This window comes from Roseateles sp. GW823-FHT07B05, assembly GCF_058794515.1.
Genome location: NZ_JBXAGX010000004.1, coordinates 262,912 through 281,481 on the forward strand (window position 1 = coordinate 262,912; position 18,570 = coordinate 281,481).

The 18,570-nt window shown below is 72.8% G+C and carries 19 protein-coding genes; 12 read left to right on the plus strand and 7 right to left on the minus strand.

Annotated elements, in window-relative coordinates; all coding sequences use genetic code 11:
- Window positions 1-13 precede the first annotated feature (13 nt).
- The 5 genes from AC1Q7O_RS11420 to AC1Q7O_RS11440 are packed head-to-tail and all read left to right on the plus strand — an operon-like array spanning window position 14 to window position 8,797.
- Window positions 14-742 carry a PEP-CTERM sorting domain-containing protein gene (locus tag AC1Q7O_RS11420; RefSeq protein WP_492659533.1) on the plus strand — a complete coding sequence of 243 codons (729 nt, stop codon included), beginning with the start codon at window positions 14-16 and terminating at the stop codon, window positions 740-742.
- Window positions 743-754: 12 nt separating this feature from the next.
- Window positions 755-3,532, plus strand: a complete 2,778-nt coding sequence (locus AC1Q7O_RS11425; protein WP_492659534.1) for a DUF7453 family protein — start codon at window positions 755-757, stop codon at window positions 3,530-3,532.
- Window positions 3,533-3,577: 45 nt separating this feature from the next.
- On the plus strand, window positions 3,578-4,294 hold the full coding sequence (locus AC1Q7O_RS11430; protein WP_492659535.1) for a PEP-CTERM sorting domain-containing protein: 717 nt from the start codon (window positions 3,578-3,580) through the stop codon (window positions 4,292-4,294).
- Window positions 4,295-4,296: 2 nt separating this feature from the next.
- The gene (locus tag AC1Q7O_RS11435) at window positions 4,297-7,791 is read left to right on the plus strand and encodes a beta strand repeat-containing protein (protein WP_492659536.1); all 3,495 of its coding nucleotides are present in this window, start codon (window positions 4,297-4,299) and stop codon (window positions 7,789-7,791) included.
- A 25-nt stretch (window positions 7,792-7,816) separates the two neighbouring features.
- On the plus strand, window positions 7,817-8,797 hold the full coding sequence (locus tag AC1Q7O_RS11440; protein WP_492662702.1) for an alpha/beta hydrolase: 981 nt from the start codon (window positions 7,817-7,819) through the stop codon (window positions 8,795-8,797).
- Between the two features lie 4 nt (window positions 8,798-8,801).
- On the opposite strand, the gene AC1Q7O_RS11445 is transcribed toward AC1Q7O_RS11440, so the two are convergent.
- From AC1Q7O_RS11445 to AC1Q7O_RS11460, 4 genes are read right to left on the minus strand one after another with little or no spacing between them, the layout of a single operon-like run.
- On the minus strand, window positions 8,802-10,658 hold the full coding sequence (locus tag AC1Q7O_RS11445; RefSeq protein WP_492660032.1) for an ABC transporter ATP-binding protein: 1,857 nt from the start codon (window positions 10,656-10,658) through the stop codon (window positions 8,802-8,804).
- 31 nt (window positions 10,659-10,689) lie between these two features.
- On the minus strand, window positions 10,690-11,169 hold the full coding sequence (locus tag AC1Q7O_RS11450) for a hypothetical protein (RefSeq protein ID WP_492660031.1): 480 nt from the start codon (window positions 11,167-11,169) through the stop codon (window positions 10,690-10,692).
- The gene (locus AC1Q7O_RS11455) at window positions 11,166-11,600 is read right to left on the minus strand and encodes a DUF8785 domain-containing protein (RefSeq protein ID WP_492660030.1); all 435 of its coding nucleotides are present in this window, start codon (window positions 11,598-11,600) and stop codon (window positions 11,166-11,168) included. The genes AC1Q7O_RS11450 and AC1Q7O_RS11455 overlap by 4 nt, the downstream gene beginning before the upstream one ends.
- Before the next feature lie 37 nt (window positions 11,601-11,637).
- Window positions 11,638-11,907, minus strand: coding sequence for a DUF2277 domain-containing protein (locus AC1Q7O_RS11460; RefSeq protein WP_492660029.1), 270 nt, complete (start codon window positions 11,905-11,907; stop codon window positions 11,638-11,640).
- A 68-nt stretch (window positions 11,908-11,975) separates the two neighbouring features.
- Between AC1Q7O_RS11460 and AC1Q7O_RS11465 the strand changes: the two genes are divergently transcribed.
- The gene (locus AC1Q7O_RS11465; protein ID WP_492660028.1) at window positions 11,976-12,875 is read left to right on the plus strand and encodes a hypothetical protein; all 900 of its coding nucleotides are present in this window, start codon (window positions 11,976-11,978) and stop codon (window positions 12,873-12,875) included.
- Here the strand turns inward: AC1Q7O_RS11465 and AC1Q7O_RS11470 are convergent.
- Window positions 12,872-13,045: an oxidoreductase-like domain-containing protein gene (locus AC1Q7O_RS11470; RefSeq protein WP_492660027.1), complete on the minus strand. Its 174-nt coding sequence runs from the start codon at window positions 13,043-13,045 to the stop codon at window positions 12,872-12,874. The genes AC1Q7O_RS11465 and AC1Q7O_RS11470 overlap by 4 nt on opposite strands.
- A 35-nt stretch (window positions 13,046-13,080) precedes the next feature.
- Between AC1Q7O_RS11470 and AC1Q7O_RS11475 the strand changes: the two genes are divergently transcribed.
- The gene (locus AC1Q7O_RS11475) at window positions 13,081-13,488 is read left to right on the plus strand and encodes a hypothetical protein (RefSeq protein WP_492660026.1); all 408 of its coding nucleotides are present in this window, start codon (window positions 13,081-13,083) and stop codon (window positions 13,486-13,488) included.
- Here the strand turns inward: AC1Q7O_RS11475 and AC1Q7O_RS11480 are convergent.
- On the minus strand, window positions 13,472-13,792 hold the full coding sequence (locus AC1Q7O_RS11480) for a hypothetical protein (RefSeq protein ID WP_492660025.1): 321 nt from the start codon (window positions 13,790-13,792) through the stop codon (window positions 13,472-13,474). The genes AC1Q7O_RS11475 and AC1Q7O_RS11480 overlap by 17 nt on opposite strands.
- Window positions 13,793-13,873: 81 nt before the next feature.
- Between AC1Q7O_RS11480 and AC1Q7O_RS11485 the strand changes: the two genes are divergently transcribed.
- The 5 genes from AC1Q7O_RS11485 (at window position 13,874) to AC1Q7O_RS11505 (ending at window position 17,661) form a co-directional block, all read left to right on the plus strand.
- On the plus strand, window positions 13,874-15,097 hold the full coding sequence (locus AC1Q7O_RS11485) for a helix-turn-helix domain-containing protein (RefSeq protein WP_492660024.1): 1,224 nt from the start codon (window positions 13,874-13,876) through the stop codon (window positions 15,095-15,097).
- A gap of 39 nt (window positions 15,098-15,136) precedes the next feature.
- The gene (locus tag AC1Q7O_RS11490) at window positions 15,137-15,781 is read left to right on the plus strand and encodes a Vgb family protein (protein ID WP_492660023.1); all 645 of its coding nucleotides are present in this window, start codon (window positions 15,137-15,139) and stop codon (window positions 15,779-15,781) included.
- A 75-nt stretch (window positions 15,782-15,856) separates the two neighbouring features.
- Window positions 15,857-16,606, plus strand: a complete 750-nt coding sequence (locus AC1Q7O_RS11495; RefSeq protein WP_492660022.1) for a DUF899 domain-containing protein — start codon at window positions 15,857-15,859, stop codon at window positions 16,604-16,606.
- A gap of 4 nt (window positions 16,607-16,610) precedes the next feature.
- Entirely contained in the window at window positions 16,611-17,216 is a 606-nt protein-coding gene (locus AC1Q7O_RS11500; RefSeq protein ID WP_492660021.1) for a hypothetical protein, read from the plus strand.
- Window positions 17,194-17,661, plus strand: coding sequence for a DUF2867 domain-containing protein (locus tag AC1Q7O_RS11505; protein WP_492660020.1), 468 nt, complete (start codon window positions 17,194-17,196; stop codon window positions 17,659-17,661). Before AC1Q7O_RS11500 ends, AC1Q7O_RS11505 begins: the two co-directional genes overlap by 23 nt.
- 6 nt (window positions 17,662-17,667) lie before the next feature.
- Here AC1Q7O_RS11505 and AC1Q7O_RS11510 read toward each other — a convergent pair whose 3' ends face one another.
- Entirely contained in the window at window positions 17,668-18,561 is an 894-nt protein-coding gene (locus AC1Q7O_RS11510) for a hypothetical protein (protein ID WP_492660019.1), read from the minus strand.
- Window positions 18,562-18,570 lie beyond the last annotated feature (9 nt).

An 18,570-nucleotide genomic window follows, 5' to 3' on the forward strand; every position in this document is an offset into this window, starting at 1 on the left:
CTCAGGAGCCGCCATGAACCCAGCCAAGCCCCGCCTGCCTTTCCCCACCACGCCCTCGCCTGCAGCACGTCGTGCGCTGGCGCTGCTCGCCGCGCTGTGCCTGGCCACCAGCGCACGGGCCGCCGACCAGACCTTCAGCAGTGAAGCCAGCTTCCTGGCCGCCGTGCCCGGGCTGACGATGGAAAGCTTCGAGACGCTGGACGGCACGCCGCTGGGCACGGCGCCGGTCGTCACGCCGCTGGTGAGCCTGTCGGTCAGCCTGCCCGGCCTGGCGGTGCAGACGGGCCCGAACACGCCGCAACCCGGCTTCGACACGACGGCCTCGGACGGCAGCCACTACGTGCTGGTCTATGCCCCGGGCACCACGCCCGGCACGCTGACCTTCACCTTCTCCCGGCCGGTGACCGCATTCGGCTTCACCAGCTCCGACATGGGTGACAGCGCCGTGCGCGCCGGCGCGCTGCGCCTGACCACCAACACCGGCACCTATGCATCGGGCGTCGCGGTGCTGAGCCTGCCGGATGTGCTGCCCAGCGGCGCCACGCAGTTCATCGGCCTGTCGCAGAGCCTGCCCTTCACGCAGGTGCAGCTGACGTTCAGCGGCTTGGACGAGGCCTACGGGGTGGACGGCATCTACCTCGCCGCCGCCGCGGTGCCCGAGCCCGAAAGCTGGGCGCTGCTGGCTGCCGGCCTGGTGGGCGTGGCGCTGCAGTCACGCCGCAAGGCAAGCCGCAACGCCTGAGGTCGAACGCCCATGTCGCACACCCTGCCGGCGCGCCGGCGCCTGACAACCCTCGCGCTGGCCGGCCTGCTGCTGGCCGGCCCCACCGCCCTGGCCGCACCGGCCGGCCGCACCACCGTCGTCTTCACCACCGGCGACAGCCTCAGCGGCCTGGAGGCCGGAACCACGCTCAGCCGGGTGGAAGGGCCGATCACGCTGAGTAATGACGGTGCACTCGGCTTCATGAGCCAGTTGGCCGGCAAGGCGGTCACCACCGACAACGATGCAGCCTACTGGCAGCGCAGCACGCTGGTTGCCCGGGAAGGTGCCGCGGTCACCGGGCTGGCCAAGGGCCAGACGCTGACGGGCTTCAACCCGCTGGGTGGCGGCAGCTTCATGGGCTTCATCACCGGCCCGGGCACGGTGCTGGGCAACGAGGTGGGGCTCTGGACCGGCACCCGGCTGCTGGCCCGCACCGGCACGCCCATCGGCAAGGACGCCTCCGGCCGCGCGGTGAACGGGCAGCTAACCCGCATCGACAACACCTGGCGCAGCCGCAGTGGCGCGCTGCTGTACGCCGCGGCGCTGCAAAGCACCAGCCAGCCTGCCGACCCGCCCCCGGCCAGCCTGTGGCGGGACGGCAGCCTGCTGCGGCTGGGCGGCGAGGCGGCGCCGGGGCTGGCCGGCAGCTTCACGGCGTTTCTGCAGGCAGACAGCAATGCCGCCGGCGAGCTGGCCTTCATCGGCCGCCATGACGACACCAACCATCGCTTCACCGACGGCACCTCCGGCTTCGTGTCGCAGGAGGGCGTGTGGCGCGGCCAGACGCTGTTGGCCCGCGCCGGCGGCAGCGCTACGGCGGCCGGCGAAGGGCAGCGCTTCATGACCTTCAACGGGCTGAGCCTGGCCGACAACGGCCAGGTGGCGTACAGCGCCCGGGTGACGTCGGGCAGAGCAACGGAGTCCCGGCTATCGATCTGGCGCGACACCAGCCTGGTGGCGCTGTCCGGCAGCACCGTCACGGTGGACGGGCAAGCCCTGAAGCTGGGCAACCCCCTGCTGCATGGCACGACCCGCGACGGCGCGGTCATCTACAGCGGCCAGCTCCTCAGCCAGGCCGAGCCCCGAGATGCCCTGTGGCGCGACCAGACCGTGCTGGCCCGCGGCGGCCAGGCCAGCACGGCCGCGGGCCTGCAGGGCCTGACGCTGGGCAGCCTGAGCTTCAAGGCGCTGGCTGGCGGCGGGCAGGTGCTGATGCAGGCCCAACTGCTGGGCAGCGGCATCACGGCCAGCAATGACCATGCCCTGGTGCTGACCGATGGCATCGAGCAAGTGCTGGTGGCCCGCAACGGTGACGCCGTGGGCCTGAGCAACGTGGTGCTGAGCCTGGGAGACGCGACCATCAACGACAAGGGCCAGGTGGCCTACCAGGCGGAGCTGACCAAGGGCAAGGACAACGTGTCCCTGTTCACGCCCACGCTGCGCTGGCGCAGCAGCACCAGCGGCAGCTGGGACGACAGCGCTCGCTGGACGCTGGGCCTGACCCCAGCCGACGTGCACGACGTGGTGCTGGACACCACCAGCCGCCTCGACGTCACCGGCCCCACCGGCGCCGTGACGCTGAAGTCCCTGCAGGTGGGCACCGGCACCGGCCTGGTGACGCTGCAGATGGTCGGCGGCAGCATCGACGCAGCCGACCCTATCGTGATCGGCCCGCGCGGCCTGCTCAGCGGCACGGGCAGCTTCTCGCGGCTGGTCATCAACCAGGGCACGGTGCAGGCCGACCCGCTGGTGATGAGCGCCAGCCTCAGCAACGCCGGCCTGCTGCGCGGCGTGGCCGGCGGCCCGCGCAGCGGCGCCGGGCTGGACGCCGACCTGCTCAACCAGGCCGGCGGCCGCGTGCTGGTGCAGCCGGGCGAGACGCTGCAGCTGCGCGGCGCCAGCCACCGCAACCTCGGCGTGTTCGAGATCAACCAGGGCCGGCTGGAGCTGGCCGGCACGCTGCTCAACGGCAGCGGCGGTGTCATCGACCTCAACCGCTCGAGCACCCTGGCCGAAGGCGCCTGGACCAACGCCGCCGGCGCGCGGCTGCTGCTGGGCGACGCCCGCCTGACGGTGAGCAAGGGCCTGACCAACGCGGGCCAGGTGCTGGTGACCTCGGGCGACAGCGACCTGTTCGGCGCCGTGGTGAACCAGAAGGGCGGGCAGGTGATCCTGTCCGGCAACGGCAGCACCACCTTCTACGACGCCGTGGAGCTGCAGGCCGGCAGCGAGCTGCGCACCTCGGCCGGCGCCACCGCCGTGTTCTTCGGTGCCGTCGCGCAGCGCAACGGCGCGCTGCTGACGGGCACGGGCCACAAGTACTTCGAGGGCGGGCTGAGCGTGGGCAACTCGCCCGGCCTGGGGGAGGACGCCGGCAATGTGGCCTTCGGCCCGGGCAACGTCTATCTGGCCGAGATCGGCGGCACCACGCTGGGCACCGGCCATGACCACTACCGCGTGGCCGGCACGCTGACGCTGGGCGGCACGCTGCAAATCGTGTCCTGGGCGGGCTTCACCGGCCAGGCCGGCCAGAGCTTCGACCTGTTCGACTGGGGCACGCTGCAAGGCCAGTTCGGCAGCATCGACAGCAGCGGCCTGCAGCTGGCCGCCGGCACGCGGCTGGACGTGTCGCGGCTGTACGTGGACGGTGTCGTGAGCGTCACCGCCGTGCCCGAACCGGCCAACTGGGCGCTGCTGATGGCCGGCCTGTTCGGCGTGGGCCTGCGCGCCCGCAGCGCCCACCGCCGCACCGGCCCGCAGGCCGCCTGACACCTCGTTCCCGTCATCCACATCCATCCATCAGGGAGTTCTCATATGAAACGTCAAGCACGCATCGCACGCCTGATCGCCGCCACCGCAGCGGCCAGCGCCCTGCCCGCCCTCGCGGCCACGGCCACCTCCGCCGTGTTCGTCACGCCGACCACGGCCTACCTCTCCAGCGCCGACATCCCCGCGGGCTTCTACGGCAGCGGCGCCCCGTTGCTGCTGGAGACGCTGGAAGACGGCGTGCTGGACCCGACCCTGACCGGCACCAACGGCCGGGTGATCTTCGACACTTTTGCCGGCACGCGGGATGCCGTGGATGCCGAAGACGGCGTCATCGACGGCACCTGCGGGCCGCAGACCAACGGCCGCTGCGTGAGCTGGTTCCACGACAACGGCGCCGCCGGCGTGACCTTCACCTTCGTCGGCAGCGGGCCCGCGCCCACCGCCTTCGGCCTGGTGTGGACGGACGGCGCCGGCAGCGTCACGTTCAGTGCCGTGGGTACCGACGGCCAGAGCCTGGGCAGCGTGACCCGCAGCGGCTTCGCCGACGGCAGCGTCAGCGCCACCACGGGCGAGGACCGCTTCTTCGGCGTGCAGTTCGCCGGCGGCATCCGGTCCATCACCATCAGCAACAGCGCCGGCGGCATCGAGGTCGACCACATCCAGTACGGCGCCATGGCGCCGGTGCCCGAGCCCGGCAGCTGGGCTCTGATGGCCGCCGGCCTGGGCCTGCTGGCCCGGCGCCGCCTCTTCGCAAGGACCTGACCATGAAGCACCGCCTCGCCCTGCGCGCCCTCCCGGCCGCCCTCGCGCTGATCGGCCTGCTGCCCGCCCCGGGCGGCGCCGCCGTGCACACCTGGACCGGCACCGCCAGCGTCAACTGGAGCGACACCGCCAACTGGGCCGGCGGCCTGCCGGTGGCCGGTGGCGAGCTGCTGCTGGACAGCGCCGCACGCCCGGCCACGTTCAACGACATCGCGGGCGGCTTCACGCTGCTGGGCCTGACGCTGGGCGCCAGCGCGCCGGCGCCGCTGCTGGAAGGCAACGCGCTGCGCTTCCAGGGTGCGGGCGCCTACCTGCGCATGCTGTCCAACGCCGGCCACGGGCATGTCGACAACGACCTGGTGCTGGACAGCACGCTGCACCTCACCGGCGGCCCCGCTCTGGGCAGCCAGCTGTTCCTGAACGGCGACATCAGCGGCGGCGGCGGCCTGACCGTGGCGGGCGGCCGCGCGGTGCTGAGCGGCAACAACAGCTTCAGCGGCGCCACCACCATCGCGGCGGGCGCCACGCTGGGCGTCGCCGGCGGCGCGCTGGCGGGCAGCAGCGGCATCCAGGTGGCGCAGGGCGGCGAGCTGCAATTCGTCAGCGCCAACGTCGCGACCTCGCTGACCCGGCCCGTCGCGCTGGGCGGCCGCCTCAGCAGCAGCGCCGCGGACGTCGCCACCATCTTCGGCATGGTGCCCGGCGCCAGCGTCGGCGGTGCCGTCACGCTGACCGACAGCGCCGAGATCATGGCGCTGGGCGGCAGCGGCGCCGCGCCCGTGCGCTTCATCGTCAACGGCACGGTCGACCGCGCCGGCCAGGCGCTGACGGTCCGCACCGGCGGCGTGAACAACAGCGTCAACGTCAGCAACATCATCGGTGCCGGCCGGCTGGTGCTGCGGCCCGACGGCGGCACGGTCAATGTCGGCGCCGTCAGCGGCGCGGGCGAACTGGCGGCGCTGGGCGCCGGCGGCACGGCCACCGTGGGCAGCGTGGCCGGCGACGGCCGCGTGCTGGTGGACTTCGGCGACGGCTTCGGCCAGCTCACGATCACGGGCGCGCTGGCCGGCCAGCGCGACCTCGACGTGCGCCGCGGCACGCTGAACCTGGGCACCGTCACGCCGCTGAGCTTCACGGGCCAGATCACGCTGCGCGGCGAGGGCACGCTGAGCCTGGGCCGCGAGAGCTATCTCGGCAGCGCCAGCCCCGTGCTGCAGTTCGACGGCGGCGGCCGGCTGGTGCTGCGCGACGGCTTCGGCCTCACGCGTGGCATCGTCACCCAGGGCGGGTCGGGCAGCGTGACCTTCGGCGTCGGAACCACCAACACCGTCAGCGGCACCATCAGCGGCGACGGCGGCATCAGCTTCATCGGTGGCGTCATCACCGTGACCGGCAACAACACGTTCGCGGGCGGCCTGGGCGTCTTCAACGACGGCACGGTCAACGCCGCCGGCCTGCCCAACACGACGACGCTGCGCTTCAACCACGACGGCAACCTGGGCGCCGCGGGCCAGGGCATCACGCTCAGCGGCGGCCTGGCGCTGCCGGACGGCTACGACCTGAGCCGCCCGCTGACGCTGGCGGGCAACGCCGCCAACCTCAGCGCCAGCGGCGAGCACACGGTCACCAGCGCCATCACGGGCGACGGCCGGCTCAACCTCGGCGGCGCCGCGCGCTACGTGCTGGCCGGCAGCGCCAGCCACACCGGCGGCGTGGCGCTGGCTGGGCAGTCCAACGGCCAGGCGGCGGTCCTGGTCATCGACAGCGACGCCCGGCTGGGCGCCGCCGGCGGCGTGCTCAACATCGGCCGCGCCAGCGGCTTCTTCTCGCTGCCCGGCACGCTGGTGGCGGCCGGCAACCTGGACATCGCCGCCACGCGCAGCACGAGCTTCCGCGACATGACGGTGGACACGGCCGGCTTCGACGTCGTGTTCAACCAGCCCATCGCCGGGCGCGGCATGACCAAGGCCGGCGCTGGCACGTGGACGCTGAACACCGCCAACACCGGCACCGGCGGCGACAACCTCGTCAGCGTGCTGCAGGGCCGGCTGGCGCTGGGCGTGGACGAGGCGCCGGGCGCGCGCAGCCTGGTGGACGTGGCCGCCGGCGCGCAGCTGGCGCTGGGCGGCCACGCGCTGACGGTGACGTCGCTGAACAGCGCCGCCGGCAGCACGGTGGACCTCGGCGCCGGCGGCACGCTGCGCCCGCTGTTCGGCGCGCTGGACGGCGCGCTCACCGGCCAGGGCAGCCTCGTCGTCGGCCGTGCCGGGTTCTCGCCAGCCGCCGTCACGCTGAACGGCGCCAACAGCTTCAGCGGCAGCATCGCCGTCACGAACGGCAGCCGGCTCACCGTCGGCCATGTCGACGCGTTGGGCGCGGCCGGCAACCTGATCCGCCTGGACAACGGCTCGCTGGAAGCCAGCAACCGCCTCGCCGGGCCGCTGGTCATCGGCAATGCCACCAACCTGCAGATCGGCGCGGGCGGCGCTGGCTTCGTGGCCGGCGGCCAGTCCGTCGTCATCGAGCGCACGCTGACCGGGCCGCTGGCGCTGAGCATCCAGGGCGGCAGCCTGCCCGGCAGCAGCGAGAAGTACGACGTGCGCCTGGCCGCGCGCGACAACAGCTTCACCGGCGACCTGCAGCTGGGCGACCCGCAGGGCTTCGGCAGCGCAGTGCTGGGCATCACGGCCGACGGCTCGCTGGGTGCGGCGGGCAACAAGCTCGTGCTGGGCAAGCGCTTCTTCGACGGCGAGAGCACGCGCGTGGCCCAGGGCGGCCTGCGCGCCTGGGACTCGCTGACGCTGGCGGCCACGCGCACCGTGCTGCTGGACGGCGAGTCCGGCGACGCCGCCGGCTTCATCGACACCAACGGCCACACGCTGGTGCTGGCCGGCAGCATCGGCGAGCTGCAGTCAGGCCTGGGCCTGCTCAAGACCGGCGCGGGCACGCTGGTGGTCAACGGCGTGCAGGGCTACACGGGCCTGACGACGGTGGAGGCCGGCGCGCTGGGCGGCCACGGCGAGGTGGAGCGCCTGGCCGTGCGGGCCGCCACGCTGGCGCCGGGCGAGAGCGCCGGCCTGTTCAGCGTGCGCGGCGACCTGAGCTTCAGCGGCGGCGCGCTGCTGAACCTGGAGCTGGGCGGGCTGCTGCGCGGCAGCGGCCACGACGCGCTGAACGTGGGCGGCAGCGTGGACCTGGGCGGCGACACGGTGCTGAACCTGAGCTTCATCAACGGCTTCACGGCCGCGGCGGGGCAGCAGTTCGAGCTCATCCAGGCCGGCGGCGGGCTGTTCGGCCAGTTCGCCAACGTGGCCGATGGCGGGCGGCTGCTGATGGCCGACGGCACGGGCAGCTTCCTCGTGCACTACGGCAACGGCCAGGGCCTGGTGCTCAGCGACTTCAACACCGCGGCCGTGCCCGAGCCGTCCACCTGGGCGCTGGCACTGGCCGGCGCGGGCCTGCTGGCATGGCGGCGCCGGCGCGAAAAAAAGCAGTGACACGCGGCGGGTATCGTCGCGGGCCATGAGCCTCGACCGCCGCACGCTGCTGTTCACCGCCCTTGCCCTGGCCGGCTGTGCCGGCGGCCCGCCGGAGCCCCGGCCCTGGGCCGAGACGGCCACGCGCGAGCTGAACCTGGCGCTGGCCGGCTTCGAGGTGCAGGGCCGGCGCGTGGGCCTCACGCGCAGCGCCGGCGTGCCGGCGGCGGGCTCGCCGGTGGTCGTCTACCTGCCCGGCCTGGGCCAGGGCAGCGAGGCCGGCCAGCGCTGGGCCACCGTGTGGGCGCAGGCCGGCTACACGGTGCTGGCGCTGCAACCGCTGGAGGCCGACGAGGCGGCGTGGCGCTCGGCGCTGTCGCGCACCGGCGAGTTCCGCGAGCTGGGCCTGCTGCACTACGGCGACGCGCTGCGCGCCGACCGCCTGGCCGCGCTGCGGCGCCTGCTGCCGGCGCTGCAGGCCGCCCAACCCGCGCTGGACTGGCGCCGCGCCGCGCTGGCCGGCTACGAGACCGGCGCCCAGACGGCGCTGGACGCCCGCGGCGACGCGCCGTGGCGGGCCGTCATCGCCATCAGCCCGCCGGCCATGCAGCCGCCCGCCGGCGGCGCGGCCACCCTCATCGTCACCAGCGACGTGGACCAGGACCCGCTGGGCCTGCTGCACCGCCCGACCGAGCGCCGCCAGGCCTTCGACGCCCTGCCCGCCGGCAGCGCGTGGCTCGCGAACCTGGGCGGCGTGTCGCACGCGACGCTGGCCGGCACGCTGGCGCCCGAGGGCTGGCACGCGCAGGACCAGCGCCAGGGCCGCATGGGCGGCGGCGGCATGGGTGCGCGCGGCGGCGGCCCGCAGGGCCCGGCCGGCGGCCCCGCCCGCGGCCCGCGCAGCGGCAGCGCGACGGAGGCGGCCCAATCCGACCTCGGCCAGGGCCTGGCGCTGAGCCGCGCCTTCCTGGATGCGCAGCTGCGCGGCGCGGCGATGCCGGCCAGCCCGGCGCTGTCGGCGCGCTGAGCCGTCAGTCTTCCAGCCCCAGGAACCCGCCGCTCTGGTGCGCCCACAGGCGCGCATAGATGCCGTTCATCGCCAGCAGCTCGGCATGCGTGCCCTGCTCGACGATGCGGCCGGCGTCCATGACGATGAGGCGGTCCAGCGCCGCGATGGTTGAGAGCCGGTGCGCGATGGCCACCACGGTCTTGCCTTCCATCAGCGTGTACAGGCTCTGCTGGATGGCGGCCTCGACCTCGCTGTCCAGCGCGCTCGTCGCTTCGTCCAGCAGCAGGATGGGCGCGTCCTTCAGCATCACGCGGGCGATGGCGATGCGCTGGCGCTGGCCGCCCGACAGCTTCACGCCACGCTCGCCGACGAAGGCCTCCAGGCCCGTGCGGCCCTTGGCGTCGGACAGCTGCGCGATGAACTCGTCGGCATGCGCACGCTCGGTGGCGCGGGCCAGGTCGTCGGCCGAGGCGCCGGGGCGGCCGTAGAGGATGTTGTCGGCCACCGAGCGGTGCAGCAGCGAGGTGTCCTGCGTGACCATGCCGATGTGGCGGCGCAGCGAGTCCTGCGTCACCTGCGCGATGTCCTGGCCGTCGATGCTGATGCGGCCGCCGTTCTCCGGCAGGTCATAGAGGCGCAGCAGCAGGTTCACCAACGTGCTCTTGCCCGCGCCGCTGCGACCCACCAGGCCGATCTTCTCGCCGGGCTTGATCGTCAGGTCCAGCCCGTCGACGACGACCTTGCCGTTGGGGTAGTGGAAGCGCAGGTTCTCGAAGCGCACCTCGCCCTTGGGCACGGCCAGCTCGGTGGCACCGCCGGCATCGTTGATGGCCTGCGGCTTGGACAGCGTCGTGAGGCCGTCCTGCACCGTGCCGATGTGCTCGAACAACGACGCCATCTCCCACATGATCCAGTGCGAGATGCCGTTCAGCCGCATCGCCATCGCCGTGGCCGCCGCGACCGCGCCCACGCCCACCAGCGACTGGCCCCACAGCCACAGCGACAGCAGCGCCGTGCTGCCCACCAGCAGCGCCGACAGCGTCGCGTTGACGATCTCGAAGCCGGTCACCAGCCGCATCTGCCCGTAGGCCGTGACCATGAAGTCCTGCATCGCCGACTTGGCATAGGCGGCCTCGCGGCGGCCGTGCGCGAACAGCTTGACGGTGGCGATGTTGGTGTACGCGTCGGTGATGCGGCCCGTCATCAGGCTGCGCGCATCGGCCTGCGCCTGGCCGATCTTGCCCAGCCGCGGCACGAAGAAGCGCAGCGCAATGAGGTACAGCCCCAGCCACACGGCGAACGGCAGCATCAGCCACGCGTCGAAGCTGGCAACGATGGCCACCAGCGTGCCGAAGTACACGGCCACGTAGACGAGGATGTCGACGACGATGAGCCAGGTGTCGCGCACCGCCAGCGCCGTCTGCATGACCTTGGTGGCGATGCGGCCGGCGAACTCGTCGCCGAAGAACGCCAGGCTCTGATCGAGCATGCGGCGGTGGAACAGCCAGCGCAGCCGCATCGGGAAGTTGCCGAACACGCCCTGGTACTTCGTCAGCGCCTGCACGGCGGCCAGCGCCACGCCCAGCGCCAGCACGCCCACCAGCATCTGCACGACGGGCTGGGGCCGGCTCCACAGCTCCGCCGGCTTCTGCGTGGACAGCCAGTCCACCAGCGACGCCATCAGGCTGAACAGCCACGCCTCCGCTGCCGCGATGCCGGCCGTGAACAGCATGACGACGAACAGGTGCGGCCGCACGCCATCGGCGCAGCGCCACAGGAAGGGGAAGAAGCGCGTCGGCGGCGGTGCGTGGCCGGCGGGCTCGGGGTAGGGATCGACGAGGCGCTCGAAGCGCGCGGTCAGGGGCTGGAAGATCGACATCCGGCGAGTGTCGCCGGACACCGTTGTCAGATCATGGCAGCGGCACAGGCCCGGCCGCGGCCACCAAATGCTCGAACCATTTTGTGCCGTCGCCGTACTGCTGAACACGCCGGCTCCAACTTTCTGCGTATCCCCCGCCTCGCAGGCGGTTGTGCAGCGCTAGGTGGCATCCCTGGCAGATCGGTGCCACCTGGAGAGGGCGGCCGTAATTTTCTGCGTGATAGTCGATTCGGCCAGCCGTTTTGGCGCAAACGCTGCACTGGCTTGGCCGAGGGATCAACTGCAACTCGATCGCGACCTTGATCTTCCAATCCGCGAGTACGCGCACATCACCGTCGAATCCGTTGTACGCCCCCAGCTTCATCGAGGACTTTCTGACTGAAGTCCGCTTCGATGCGATGGCTTCGTCGACAGCGCGCTCCACAGTCTGATCGTCCCACTCTGTCCGAATTGGTGCGAACGGTGACGCGACGGCCTGCTCGCACTCGGGATGGTCCAGCTCGATGGTCATGGCGCCGACTGGGTGGTAGCCGACGCCGGCGCGCCCGGCGGCTGCGGCACCACGACGCCGGGCGACAGCGAGATCTCGTCCACCAGCGTGACACCGGTGACGAAGTAGCGCGTCTCGCCGAAGCACGACGAGGGCAGGCCCACCTTCTCGCCGTAGTGCAGGTTCACGCGCTTGCCCATGACCTTGGAGATGGCCTGCGCCGTGGCCTCGTCGTGCACGGTGAACTGGAACTTCTCGACCGTGCTGGTGCCGGGCAGCGACACCAGCGCCAGCTCGCCCTCCCAGGTCTTGCAGACCCAGCCCTTGCGCGAGAACTTCTGCACCCAGCCGGCGCGCTCGCCCTCGGAGTAGCTCCAGTGCCAGGCGAAGAACAGCCAGGCCGTGACAAGCAACATCAGGGTGACGATGACAAGGGCGATCTTCAGGCGCATGGCGGAGTCGGAGGAGCCGGGGCGCGGCGATTGTGCGTCAGCGGGCAAAGCGCTCGGCCGAACGCAACCGGGCCTTCTCGGCCTCCACCTCACGGTTCCTGGGCCCGGCCGTCGTCACCAGCGACGCGATCAGCAGCCGGGCCTCGTCGGCAATGGCCGCCACGGCATGGTCGAACGCCGCCGCGTTGGCCTGCGACGGCACGCTGAAGCCGCTGAGCTTGCGCACGAACTGCAGTGCGGCGTCGCGGATCTCGACCTCGGTGGCCGGCGGCTCGAAGTTGAAGAGGGTGCGGATGTTGCGGCACATGGCGAGGGCCTCCCGAAGGTGAATCGGCCCATGCTAGCGAGGCGCCGGGCCGGCTACGCTGCCGGCCCATGACTCGCACCGCCGTCCGCCTCCTCGCACTGCCCCTGACCATCGGCCTGCTGCAGGCCTGCCAACAAAAGCCGGCTGAAGTGGCCGCCGCGCTGCCGGCGGCCTCGGCCGTCACGGCCGCAGCCGACGACGCGCCCGCGGCCCTGATGGCCGAGGCCTTCAAGGGCTGGACCGCGACAGCGCCACTGTCGGTGCAGGTGCCGTCGGGCGAGGGCTCGCGCGCGGACCGCGTGCTGGTCTCGCCGGCGCTGGTCGCCACCCTCGACGCGGACCACCGCCTACTCGTCGTCAGCGGCGTGCCCGACGACGGCCACGGCCAGCCGGAACAGTCCCACGCCACGATGGTCAACCTCGGCGTCTACGGTTTCGAGCGCCAGGGCGGCCGCTGGGTCAAGACCTTCGAGCGCCCCTCTCTCGTGTGGACCGGCGCCTACGGCCAGGCGGGCGACCTGAAAATCCACCCGCTGGGCGCCGGCCGCACGGCGCTGTCCATCGAAAACGAATACTGCGGACAAGGCCATTGCAGCGGCCAGCTGCAGCTCTTCTCACTGGCCGCCAACGGCGCCCACGTGCTTTTCCAGCAGACGACCGCGGCCAACGCGACGGACGCCACCATCGGCTGCGCCGAATGGCTGGCCGGCAAGCCGCTGCCCGAGGCGGAAACGCCCGACCCGATGACGCCGGCCAACTGCCACGACGTCCGCGGCACCTGGCGTTTCGAGAAGACCGGCGAGGCAGGCTGGCCGGACGTCGTGCTGACCTTCCAAGGCAAGCAGGCGGTGCAGGACCCCAAGACCGAGCAGGTCAGCGTGGCCACCGTCAACGAGCAGCTCGTGCTGCGCCACGACGGCAGCGGCTACAAGACGTTCAGCGGCCGCAATCCGCTGGACAGCCCCTAGGCCGGCGGCGCCTCCGGATGCCGCTCCCGCCACGCGCGCAGCGCACGGCGGTACTCGTCCATGGCCAGGTCGTGCAGGTCGAAGATGCAGGGGTCGCAACCGTTGCCGCAGCAAGCATCGAAGTCCGGTGGCGGCGGGGGCAGCGGCAGGGGATCGGGGTCGTCGTTCACGCGTCGAATTGTCCTGCGCGGCGATGATGGCCGGCATGTACGCGATCAAGACGGCCATCGCCGACCCGCTCGCCCCGCGCTGGGACTTCACCGCGCAGAAGACGATGTATGGCGGCAAGCGCATTGCCGTCGGCGACACCGTGTACGTCTTCGCCAGCGAGAACGCGGGCGGCGCGGGGCTGGTGGCGCGCGCTGTGGTCACGGCGGCCACCGCTGTGCCGCGCCGGCCCGGCATCGAGCGGCAGACGCCGCGCGTCAGCATCGCCGTCGAGCGCACCGCCGCGGCCCGCCGACCGCTGGGGCGCGTCGAGCTCAAGCCGTTCGCCGGCGCCAACCCGCCGTTGCCGCAATCCGAACTTCACTTCAAGTTCTACCGCCAGGCCACCGACAAGATCGTGGGCCTGACGGCCGGGACCGCGACGTTCCTCAGCGGCTTCTTCTGACGCGCTCCACGCCCTTGATGGCCTCGATGGCTGCATGGATGGCGCGCAGCTCTTCCAGCGGCTTGGATTTTTCCTGTTCGTCGGCCGGCAGCCGTTCGGCCCATTCGAGCAGCAACCGGGTGATGACGCCCAGCTGGTCGCCGTAGCTGGCCACATCGAAGGCCTGGGCCTCGATGCGCGCATCGCCCGACCCAGGCTTGATGCCGCGGAAGAACGTCTGCAGCGTCGGCTCGATGTCCTGCGTCACGTCGCCGCCGAAGGGCAGGCGCAGCTGCGGCGCCCAGAGCCAGATCCAAGGAAACATGCGGTACTCCCGAACGCCCTGACTGCGGGCGCGTGGCCATCGTGGCGCAGCCTTGTGACGGCGGCAAGGTAGCCTTTGAGGATGGACTCGCTGATTGCCGCCGCCGCCCGCGCGCTCGCCGCCGGGGATGCGCTGCGCGCGCTCCAGCACGTGGCGCTGCGCGACGACCCGCCCGCGCTGGCGCTGCGCGGCATTGCGATGGCGCAGCTGGGCGAGCTGGCGCGCTCGCGCGAGCTGCTGCGCCGCGCCGCGCGCGGCTTTGGCGAGCACGAGGTGCTGGCGCGGGCGCGCTGCGTCGTCGCCGAGACCGAGGTGGCGCTGGCGCTGCGCGACTTCGGCGAGCCGCCCGACGCGCTGGCCGCCGCCGCCGACGTGCTAGCGGCGCGAGGCGACCACGGCAACGCGCTGCAGGCACGGCTGATCGCCGCGCGGCGCTGGCTGCTGCTGGGTCGGCTGGAGCCGGCTGCCGCGCTGCTGGCGGGCACGGACCCGGCCAGCCTGCCGCCACTGCCCGGCGCCGTCGCCGCGCTGGCACGGGCCGAGCTGGCGCTGCGCTCGCTGCAGATCGACGCAGCCGAGGCCGCGCTGGCCCAGGCCGACACGGCGGCTCGGCGCGCCGGCATCCCCGCGCTGCAGGCCGAGGTGGCGCAGGCGCGCGCGGTGCTGCAACAGCCCGCTGCGCGCCGCATCGCGGCCGACGGCAGCGCACGGTCGTTGCGCTTGACGGACGTGGCGGTGCTGATGAACTCCGGCGCGCTGGTGCTGGACGCCTGCCGCCACGGCGTGCGTGCGGGCGATCGCTGGCTGCCGCTGGCGCGCCGACCCATCCTCTTCTCGCTGGCGCGCACGCTGGCCGAGGCCTGGCCGGGCGACGCGACGCGCGACACGCTGATCGCCCGCGCGTTCCGGCTGCGCGAGCCCGACGACACGCACCGCGCGCGGCTGCGCGTGGAGATCGGCCGGCTGCGCGCGCTGCTGCGCGGGCTGGCCGACATCGACGCCACGCCGCGCGGCTTCGCGCTGACGCCGCTGGATGGCCGTGACGTGGCCGTACTGGCACCGCCCATGGAAGGCGACGCGGGCGAGCTGATGGCGCTGCTGGCAGACGGCGCGGCGTGGTCCACGTCGGCACTCGCCCTGGCGCTGGGCAGCAGCCAGCGCCAGGTGCAGCGCGAACTGGCCGGGCTGGAGGCCGCCGGCCGCGTGCGTGCCGTGGGCCAGACCCGCACGCGACGCTGGCTGGCGCTGCCCCTGACCGGTTTCACGACCATCTTGTTACTCCCCCCCGCGGCGCCGTCTGCGTAGATTGGCGGTCATGCACCCCACACCCCTACGGAGACCGCGATGACCGCCGCCACCCACCCCGCCGAGATCGTCCGCGAGTACGGCCCCTTCGACGGCTCGCCCGCCATCCACGGCGTCACGCACGACGGCGAGCGCGTCTGGGCCGCGACGAACGAGGCGCTGCTGGCCATCGCGCCGGCCGGCGGTGACGTGCAGCAACGGCTGCCGCACGCGTGCGACGCCGGCACGGCCTTCGACGGCCGGCACCTGTGGCAGATCGCCGCGTCGCGCATCGCCAGGATCGACCCCGCCACGGGCGCCGTGCTCGCCACCATCCCGGCGCCGGGCCAGGGCTGCTCGGGCCTGGCCTGGGCCGAGGGCAGCCTGTGGGTGGGCGAGTACCGCGCCCGCAAGATCCATCAGGTCGACCCCGAGACCGGCACCGTGAAACGCAGCATCGAGACCAACCGCTTCGTCACCGGCGTGACCTGGGTGGACGGCGAGCTGTGGCACGGCACCTGGGAGGGCGACGAGAGCGAGATCCGCCACATCGACGCCGCCAGCGGCGACGTGCTGCAGTCGCTGCAGATGCCTGCGGGCACCGGCGTCAGCGGGCTCGAGTCCGACGGGCGCGACCTGTTCTACGCCGGCGGCGGCAGCAGCGGCAAGGTGCGCGCCGTGCGCCGCCCCAAGCGCGCCGCCTGATTTCCCCTGAACGCGACGCCCACCCGAGCCCGGGTGGCGCCGCCGCATGCCTGTCTTCACCCCAAGGAGCGAACGATGACGACACCCCACCCCACCGTGACCCGCGACCGCTGGATCGCCGACCGCAAGAGCCTGCTCGCCCGCGAGAAGGAACTGACCCAGCTGCAGGACCGCATCGCCGCCGAGCGACGCGCGCTGCCCTGGGTGAAGCTGGACACCGACTATGTTTTCGACACCGCGGACGGCCCGCGTGCCTTGAGCGAGCTGTTCCAGGGCAAGCGCCAGCTGCTCGTTCAGCACTTCATGTTCGGCCCTGGCTGGGCCCAAGGCTGCAAGAGCTGCTCCTTCATGGCGGACCATCTCGACGGCGCCGCCATGCACCTCGCGCACCGCGACATCGCGCTGCTCGTCGTGTCGCGCGCGCCGCTGGCCGACCTGCTGGCCTTCAAGGCGCGCATGGGCTGGCAGTTCGCGTGGGCCTCGTCCAACGGCAACGACTTCAACCGCGACTTCCACGTCAGCTTCGCGCCCGAGGACCGCGTCGACGGCGAGGTGTTCTACAACTTCCACATGACGCCCTTCCCGCAGACCGAGGCGCCGGGCATCAGCGTCTTCTACAAGGACGACGCGGGCACCGTGTTCCACACGTACTCGACGTTCGGGCGGGGCGTGGAAGTGATGATGGGCACCTACCCCCTCGTCGACCTGACGCCCCAGGGCCGCGACGAGGCGGGGCTGGAGTACACGATGGCCTGGGTGCGGCACCACGACCGCTACGAGGACGCGCCCGCTGGCGCCTCCTGCTGCGGCGGCACCAAGGCCTGAAGCCATGACCAGCCTGTGGCCCTGGCTGGCCGTGGCCGGCGCCGGCGCGCTGCACGGGCTCAACCCCTGCAGCGGCTGGGTCTTGGCGGCGGCCTGCGGCATTCGCTCGCATGACGCGCGCCGCGTGCTGACAGCGCTGCGGCCCCTCGCCATCGGCCACGCGGCCTCGGTCGCCGCGGTGGCGGCCCTTGTGGCCTTCTGCGGCTCCCTGGACGGCCTGCCACCGCTGGCCGCGGCCGCAGGACTGGGCGGCTTGGTGCTGCTGGCGCTGAGGCGCCGCGGCGGGCTCGCGGTCAGCGCCTTCGTCACGGCCACGCTGCAGGGCAGCGGGCTGATGCTGGTGCCCGCGTTCATCCCGCTGTGCCTGAGCGCCTCGCCGGCGCGCGAGCTCACGGCGTCGGGCTCGCTCGCGCTGGCGCTGGCGGCCGTCGGCGTGCATATGGCAGCCATGCTGGCCGTGACGGCCGGCATGGCGCTGGCCGCCTGCGGCGCAGCCTCTAGGATGCGGACACGCCACGCAACAGCCCGTCATGACGCCAGCGCCTCAAGAGACCACGGCCCCGCCGAACAGCCTCATCGCGACGCTTGTGCCCGGCAGCTATTTCCATGACGCGTGGGCCCTGCCCGCGGGCGACCCCGGCCTGTCGGCGCTGGGCCAGTTCCTGAAGGCCGCGGGCCAGACGCCGCGCTGGGTGTCGGCCTGCATGGCGCTGCGCAACCGCGCCGTGTCGCTGTTCGGGCTGAAGAACCTGGGCGGGCTGGAGAACCTGCCGCGCCACAAGGCCGAGGCCGACTACCGCGCCGGCGACCGCGTCGGCATCTTCACGCTGTTCGAGAACACGCCCGGCGAGGTGCTGCTGGGTGACCGCGACAAGCACCTGGACGTGACGCTGTCGGTGCACCTGACGCCGCAGCCGGCCTCGGGCACATCACTGGTCACGCTGACGACGGTGGTGCGCGTGCACAACCTGCTGGGGCGGGCCTACATGCTGCCGGTGGCGCCGATGCACCGCCTCATTGCGCCGACCGTGTTGCGGGCGGTGGCGCGGCCCTGAAGCGGCCTACAGCCGCATCCAGCCCGCCACCCGGGCATTGAAGAAGCCGCTCTGCTCGTAGGCCCGCCTCACCAGCCCCTGCTGGCGCAGCGCCGCGAGGCCGGCGTTGAGCTGGTCAAGCAGACGCGGGCCCAGCTCGTGGGTGGCGGACACGAGGAAGTGGCGGGTGCCGCGCATGGCGACCTTCAGCCCCGGCACGGGCACCAGGCGCACGCCGCCCACCGCCATGGACAGGTCGGGCGTGGGCTGGAACGGCGCCAGCAGCACGTCGGCGCGGCCCTGCTGCAGCATGTGCGGCATCAGGTTCCAGCGCGTCACGTGCTGCAGCTGCGAGATGCCCAGCCGCTGCAGCGTCTGCCAGTCCACGCGCCAGCTGTCGTTGCTGAGCACGCGCAGCTGCCGCACGTCGGCCAGCCCGCGGGCGGCCAGCGCACGGGTGTTGTCAGGCGTCGTGTACAGGCCGGCCTCGAACTCGCCCTCCAGCAGCAGCGGGTCGCTGAACAGCAGGCCCTCGGGCTGGGGGAAGTCGTCGCGCCAGTAGCTGGTGGCGCTGCAGGCCGAGTGGCCCATGCGCAGTTCGGCCTGCAGGCGCTGGCTGCTGGGCATGGGTGCCATGCTCAGTCGCAGCGTGCGGTCCTGCCGGGCCAGCGCCTGGTGGATGAGGACGACCTCGACGACGTCGCGCCGCGAGGCCGGGCCGCCGTAGTCGGCGATGGCGGCCGGCTCGCGACCGGCGAGGAAGCGCTGGTAGTCACCCAGCACGTCGTCCGGGATCAACGCCGGCAGCGGTGGCTGGCCAGCGGCCAGGCCGGGCAGCAGGCTGGCGCCGGCCAGCCCCAGCAGGCTGCGCCGCCCGAGGCGGGCGGCGTCAGGCGGCAGTGGGGCGGAAGCGGCGTTCAACGGCAGGAC

What these genes read in the sequence shown, in the direction of transcription:
- AC1Q7O_RS11465 (WP_492660028.1), top strand. Translation starts at nt 11,976, where the DNA reads ATGACTCGCACCGCCGTCCGCCTCCTCGCACTGCCCCTGACCATCGGC.
- AC1Q7O_RS11435 (WP_492659536.1), top strand. Translation starts at nt 4,297, where the DNA reads ATGAAGCACCGCCTCGCCCTGCGCGCCCTCCCGGCCGCCCTCGCGCTG.
- AC1Q7O_RS11485 (WP_492660024.1), top strand. Translation starts at nt 13,874, where the DNA reads ATGGACTCGCTGATTGCCGCCGCCGCCCGCGCGCTCGCCGCCGGGGAT.
- AC1Q7O_RS11495 (WP_492660022.1), top strand. Translation starts at nt 15,857, where the DNA reads ATGACGACACCCCACCCCACCGTGACCCGCGACCGCTGGATCGCCGAC.
- AC1Q7O_RS11440 (WP_492662702.1), top strand. Translation starts at nt 7,817, where the DNA reads ATGAGCCTCGACCGCCGCACGCTGCTGTTCACCGCCCTTGCCCTGGCC.
- AC1Q7O_RS11475 (WP_492660026.1), top strand. Translation starts at nt 13,081, where the DNA reads ATGTACGCGATCAAGACGGCCATCGCCGACCCGCTCGCCCCGCGCTGG.
- AC1Q7O_RS11455 (WP_492660030.1), bottom strand. Translation starts at nt 11,600, where the DNA reads ATGCGCCTGAAGATCGCCCTTGTCATCGTCACCCTGATGTTGCTTGTC.
- AC1Q7O_RS11425 (WP_492659534.1), top strand. Translation starts at nt 755, where the DNA reads ATGTCGCACACCCTGCCGGCGCGCCGGCGCCTGACAACCCTCGCGCTG.
- AC1Q7O_RS11430 (WP_492659535.1), top strand. Translation starts at nt 3,578, where the DNA reads ATGAAACGTCAAGCACGCATCGCACGCCTGATCGCCGCCACCGCAGCG.
- AC1Q7O_RS11490 (WP_492660023.1), top strand. Translation starts at nt 15,137, where the DNA reads ATGACCGCCGCCACCCACCCCGCCGAGATCGTCCGCGAGTACGGCCCC.
- AC1Q7O_RS11420 (WP_492659533.1), top strand. Translation starts at nt 14, where the DNA reads ATGAACCCAGCCAAGCCCCGCCTGCCTTTCCCCACCACGCCCTCGCCT.
- AC1Q7O_RS11460 (WP_492660029.1), bottom strand. Translation starts at nt 11,907, where the DNA reads ATGTGCCGCAACATCCGCACCCTCTTCAACTTCGAGCCGCCGGCCACC.
- AC1Q7O_RS11450 (WP_492660031.1), bottom strand. Translation starts at nt 11,169, where the DNA reads ATGACCATCGAGCTGGACCATCCCGAGTGCGAGCAGGCCGTCGCGTCA.
- AC1Q7O_RS11480 (WP_492660025.1), bottom strand. Translation starts at nt 13,792, where the DNA reads ATGTTTCCTTGGATCTGGCTCTGGGCGCCGCAGCTGCGCCTGCCCTTC.
- AC1Q7O_RS11500 (WP_492660021.1), top strand. Translation starts at nt 16,611, where the DNA reads ATGACCAGCCTGTGGCCCTGGCTGGCCGTGGCCGGCGCCGGCGCGCTG.
- AC1Q7O_RS11445 (WP_492660032.1), bottom strand. Translation starts at nt 10,658, where the DNA reads ATGTCGATCTTCCAGCCCCTGACCGCGCGCTTCGAGCGCCTCGTCGAT.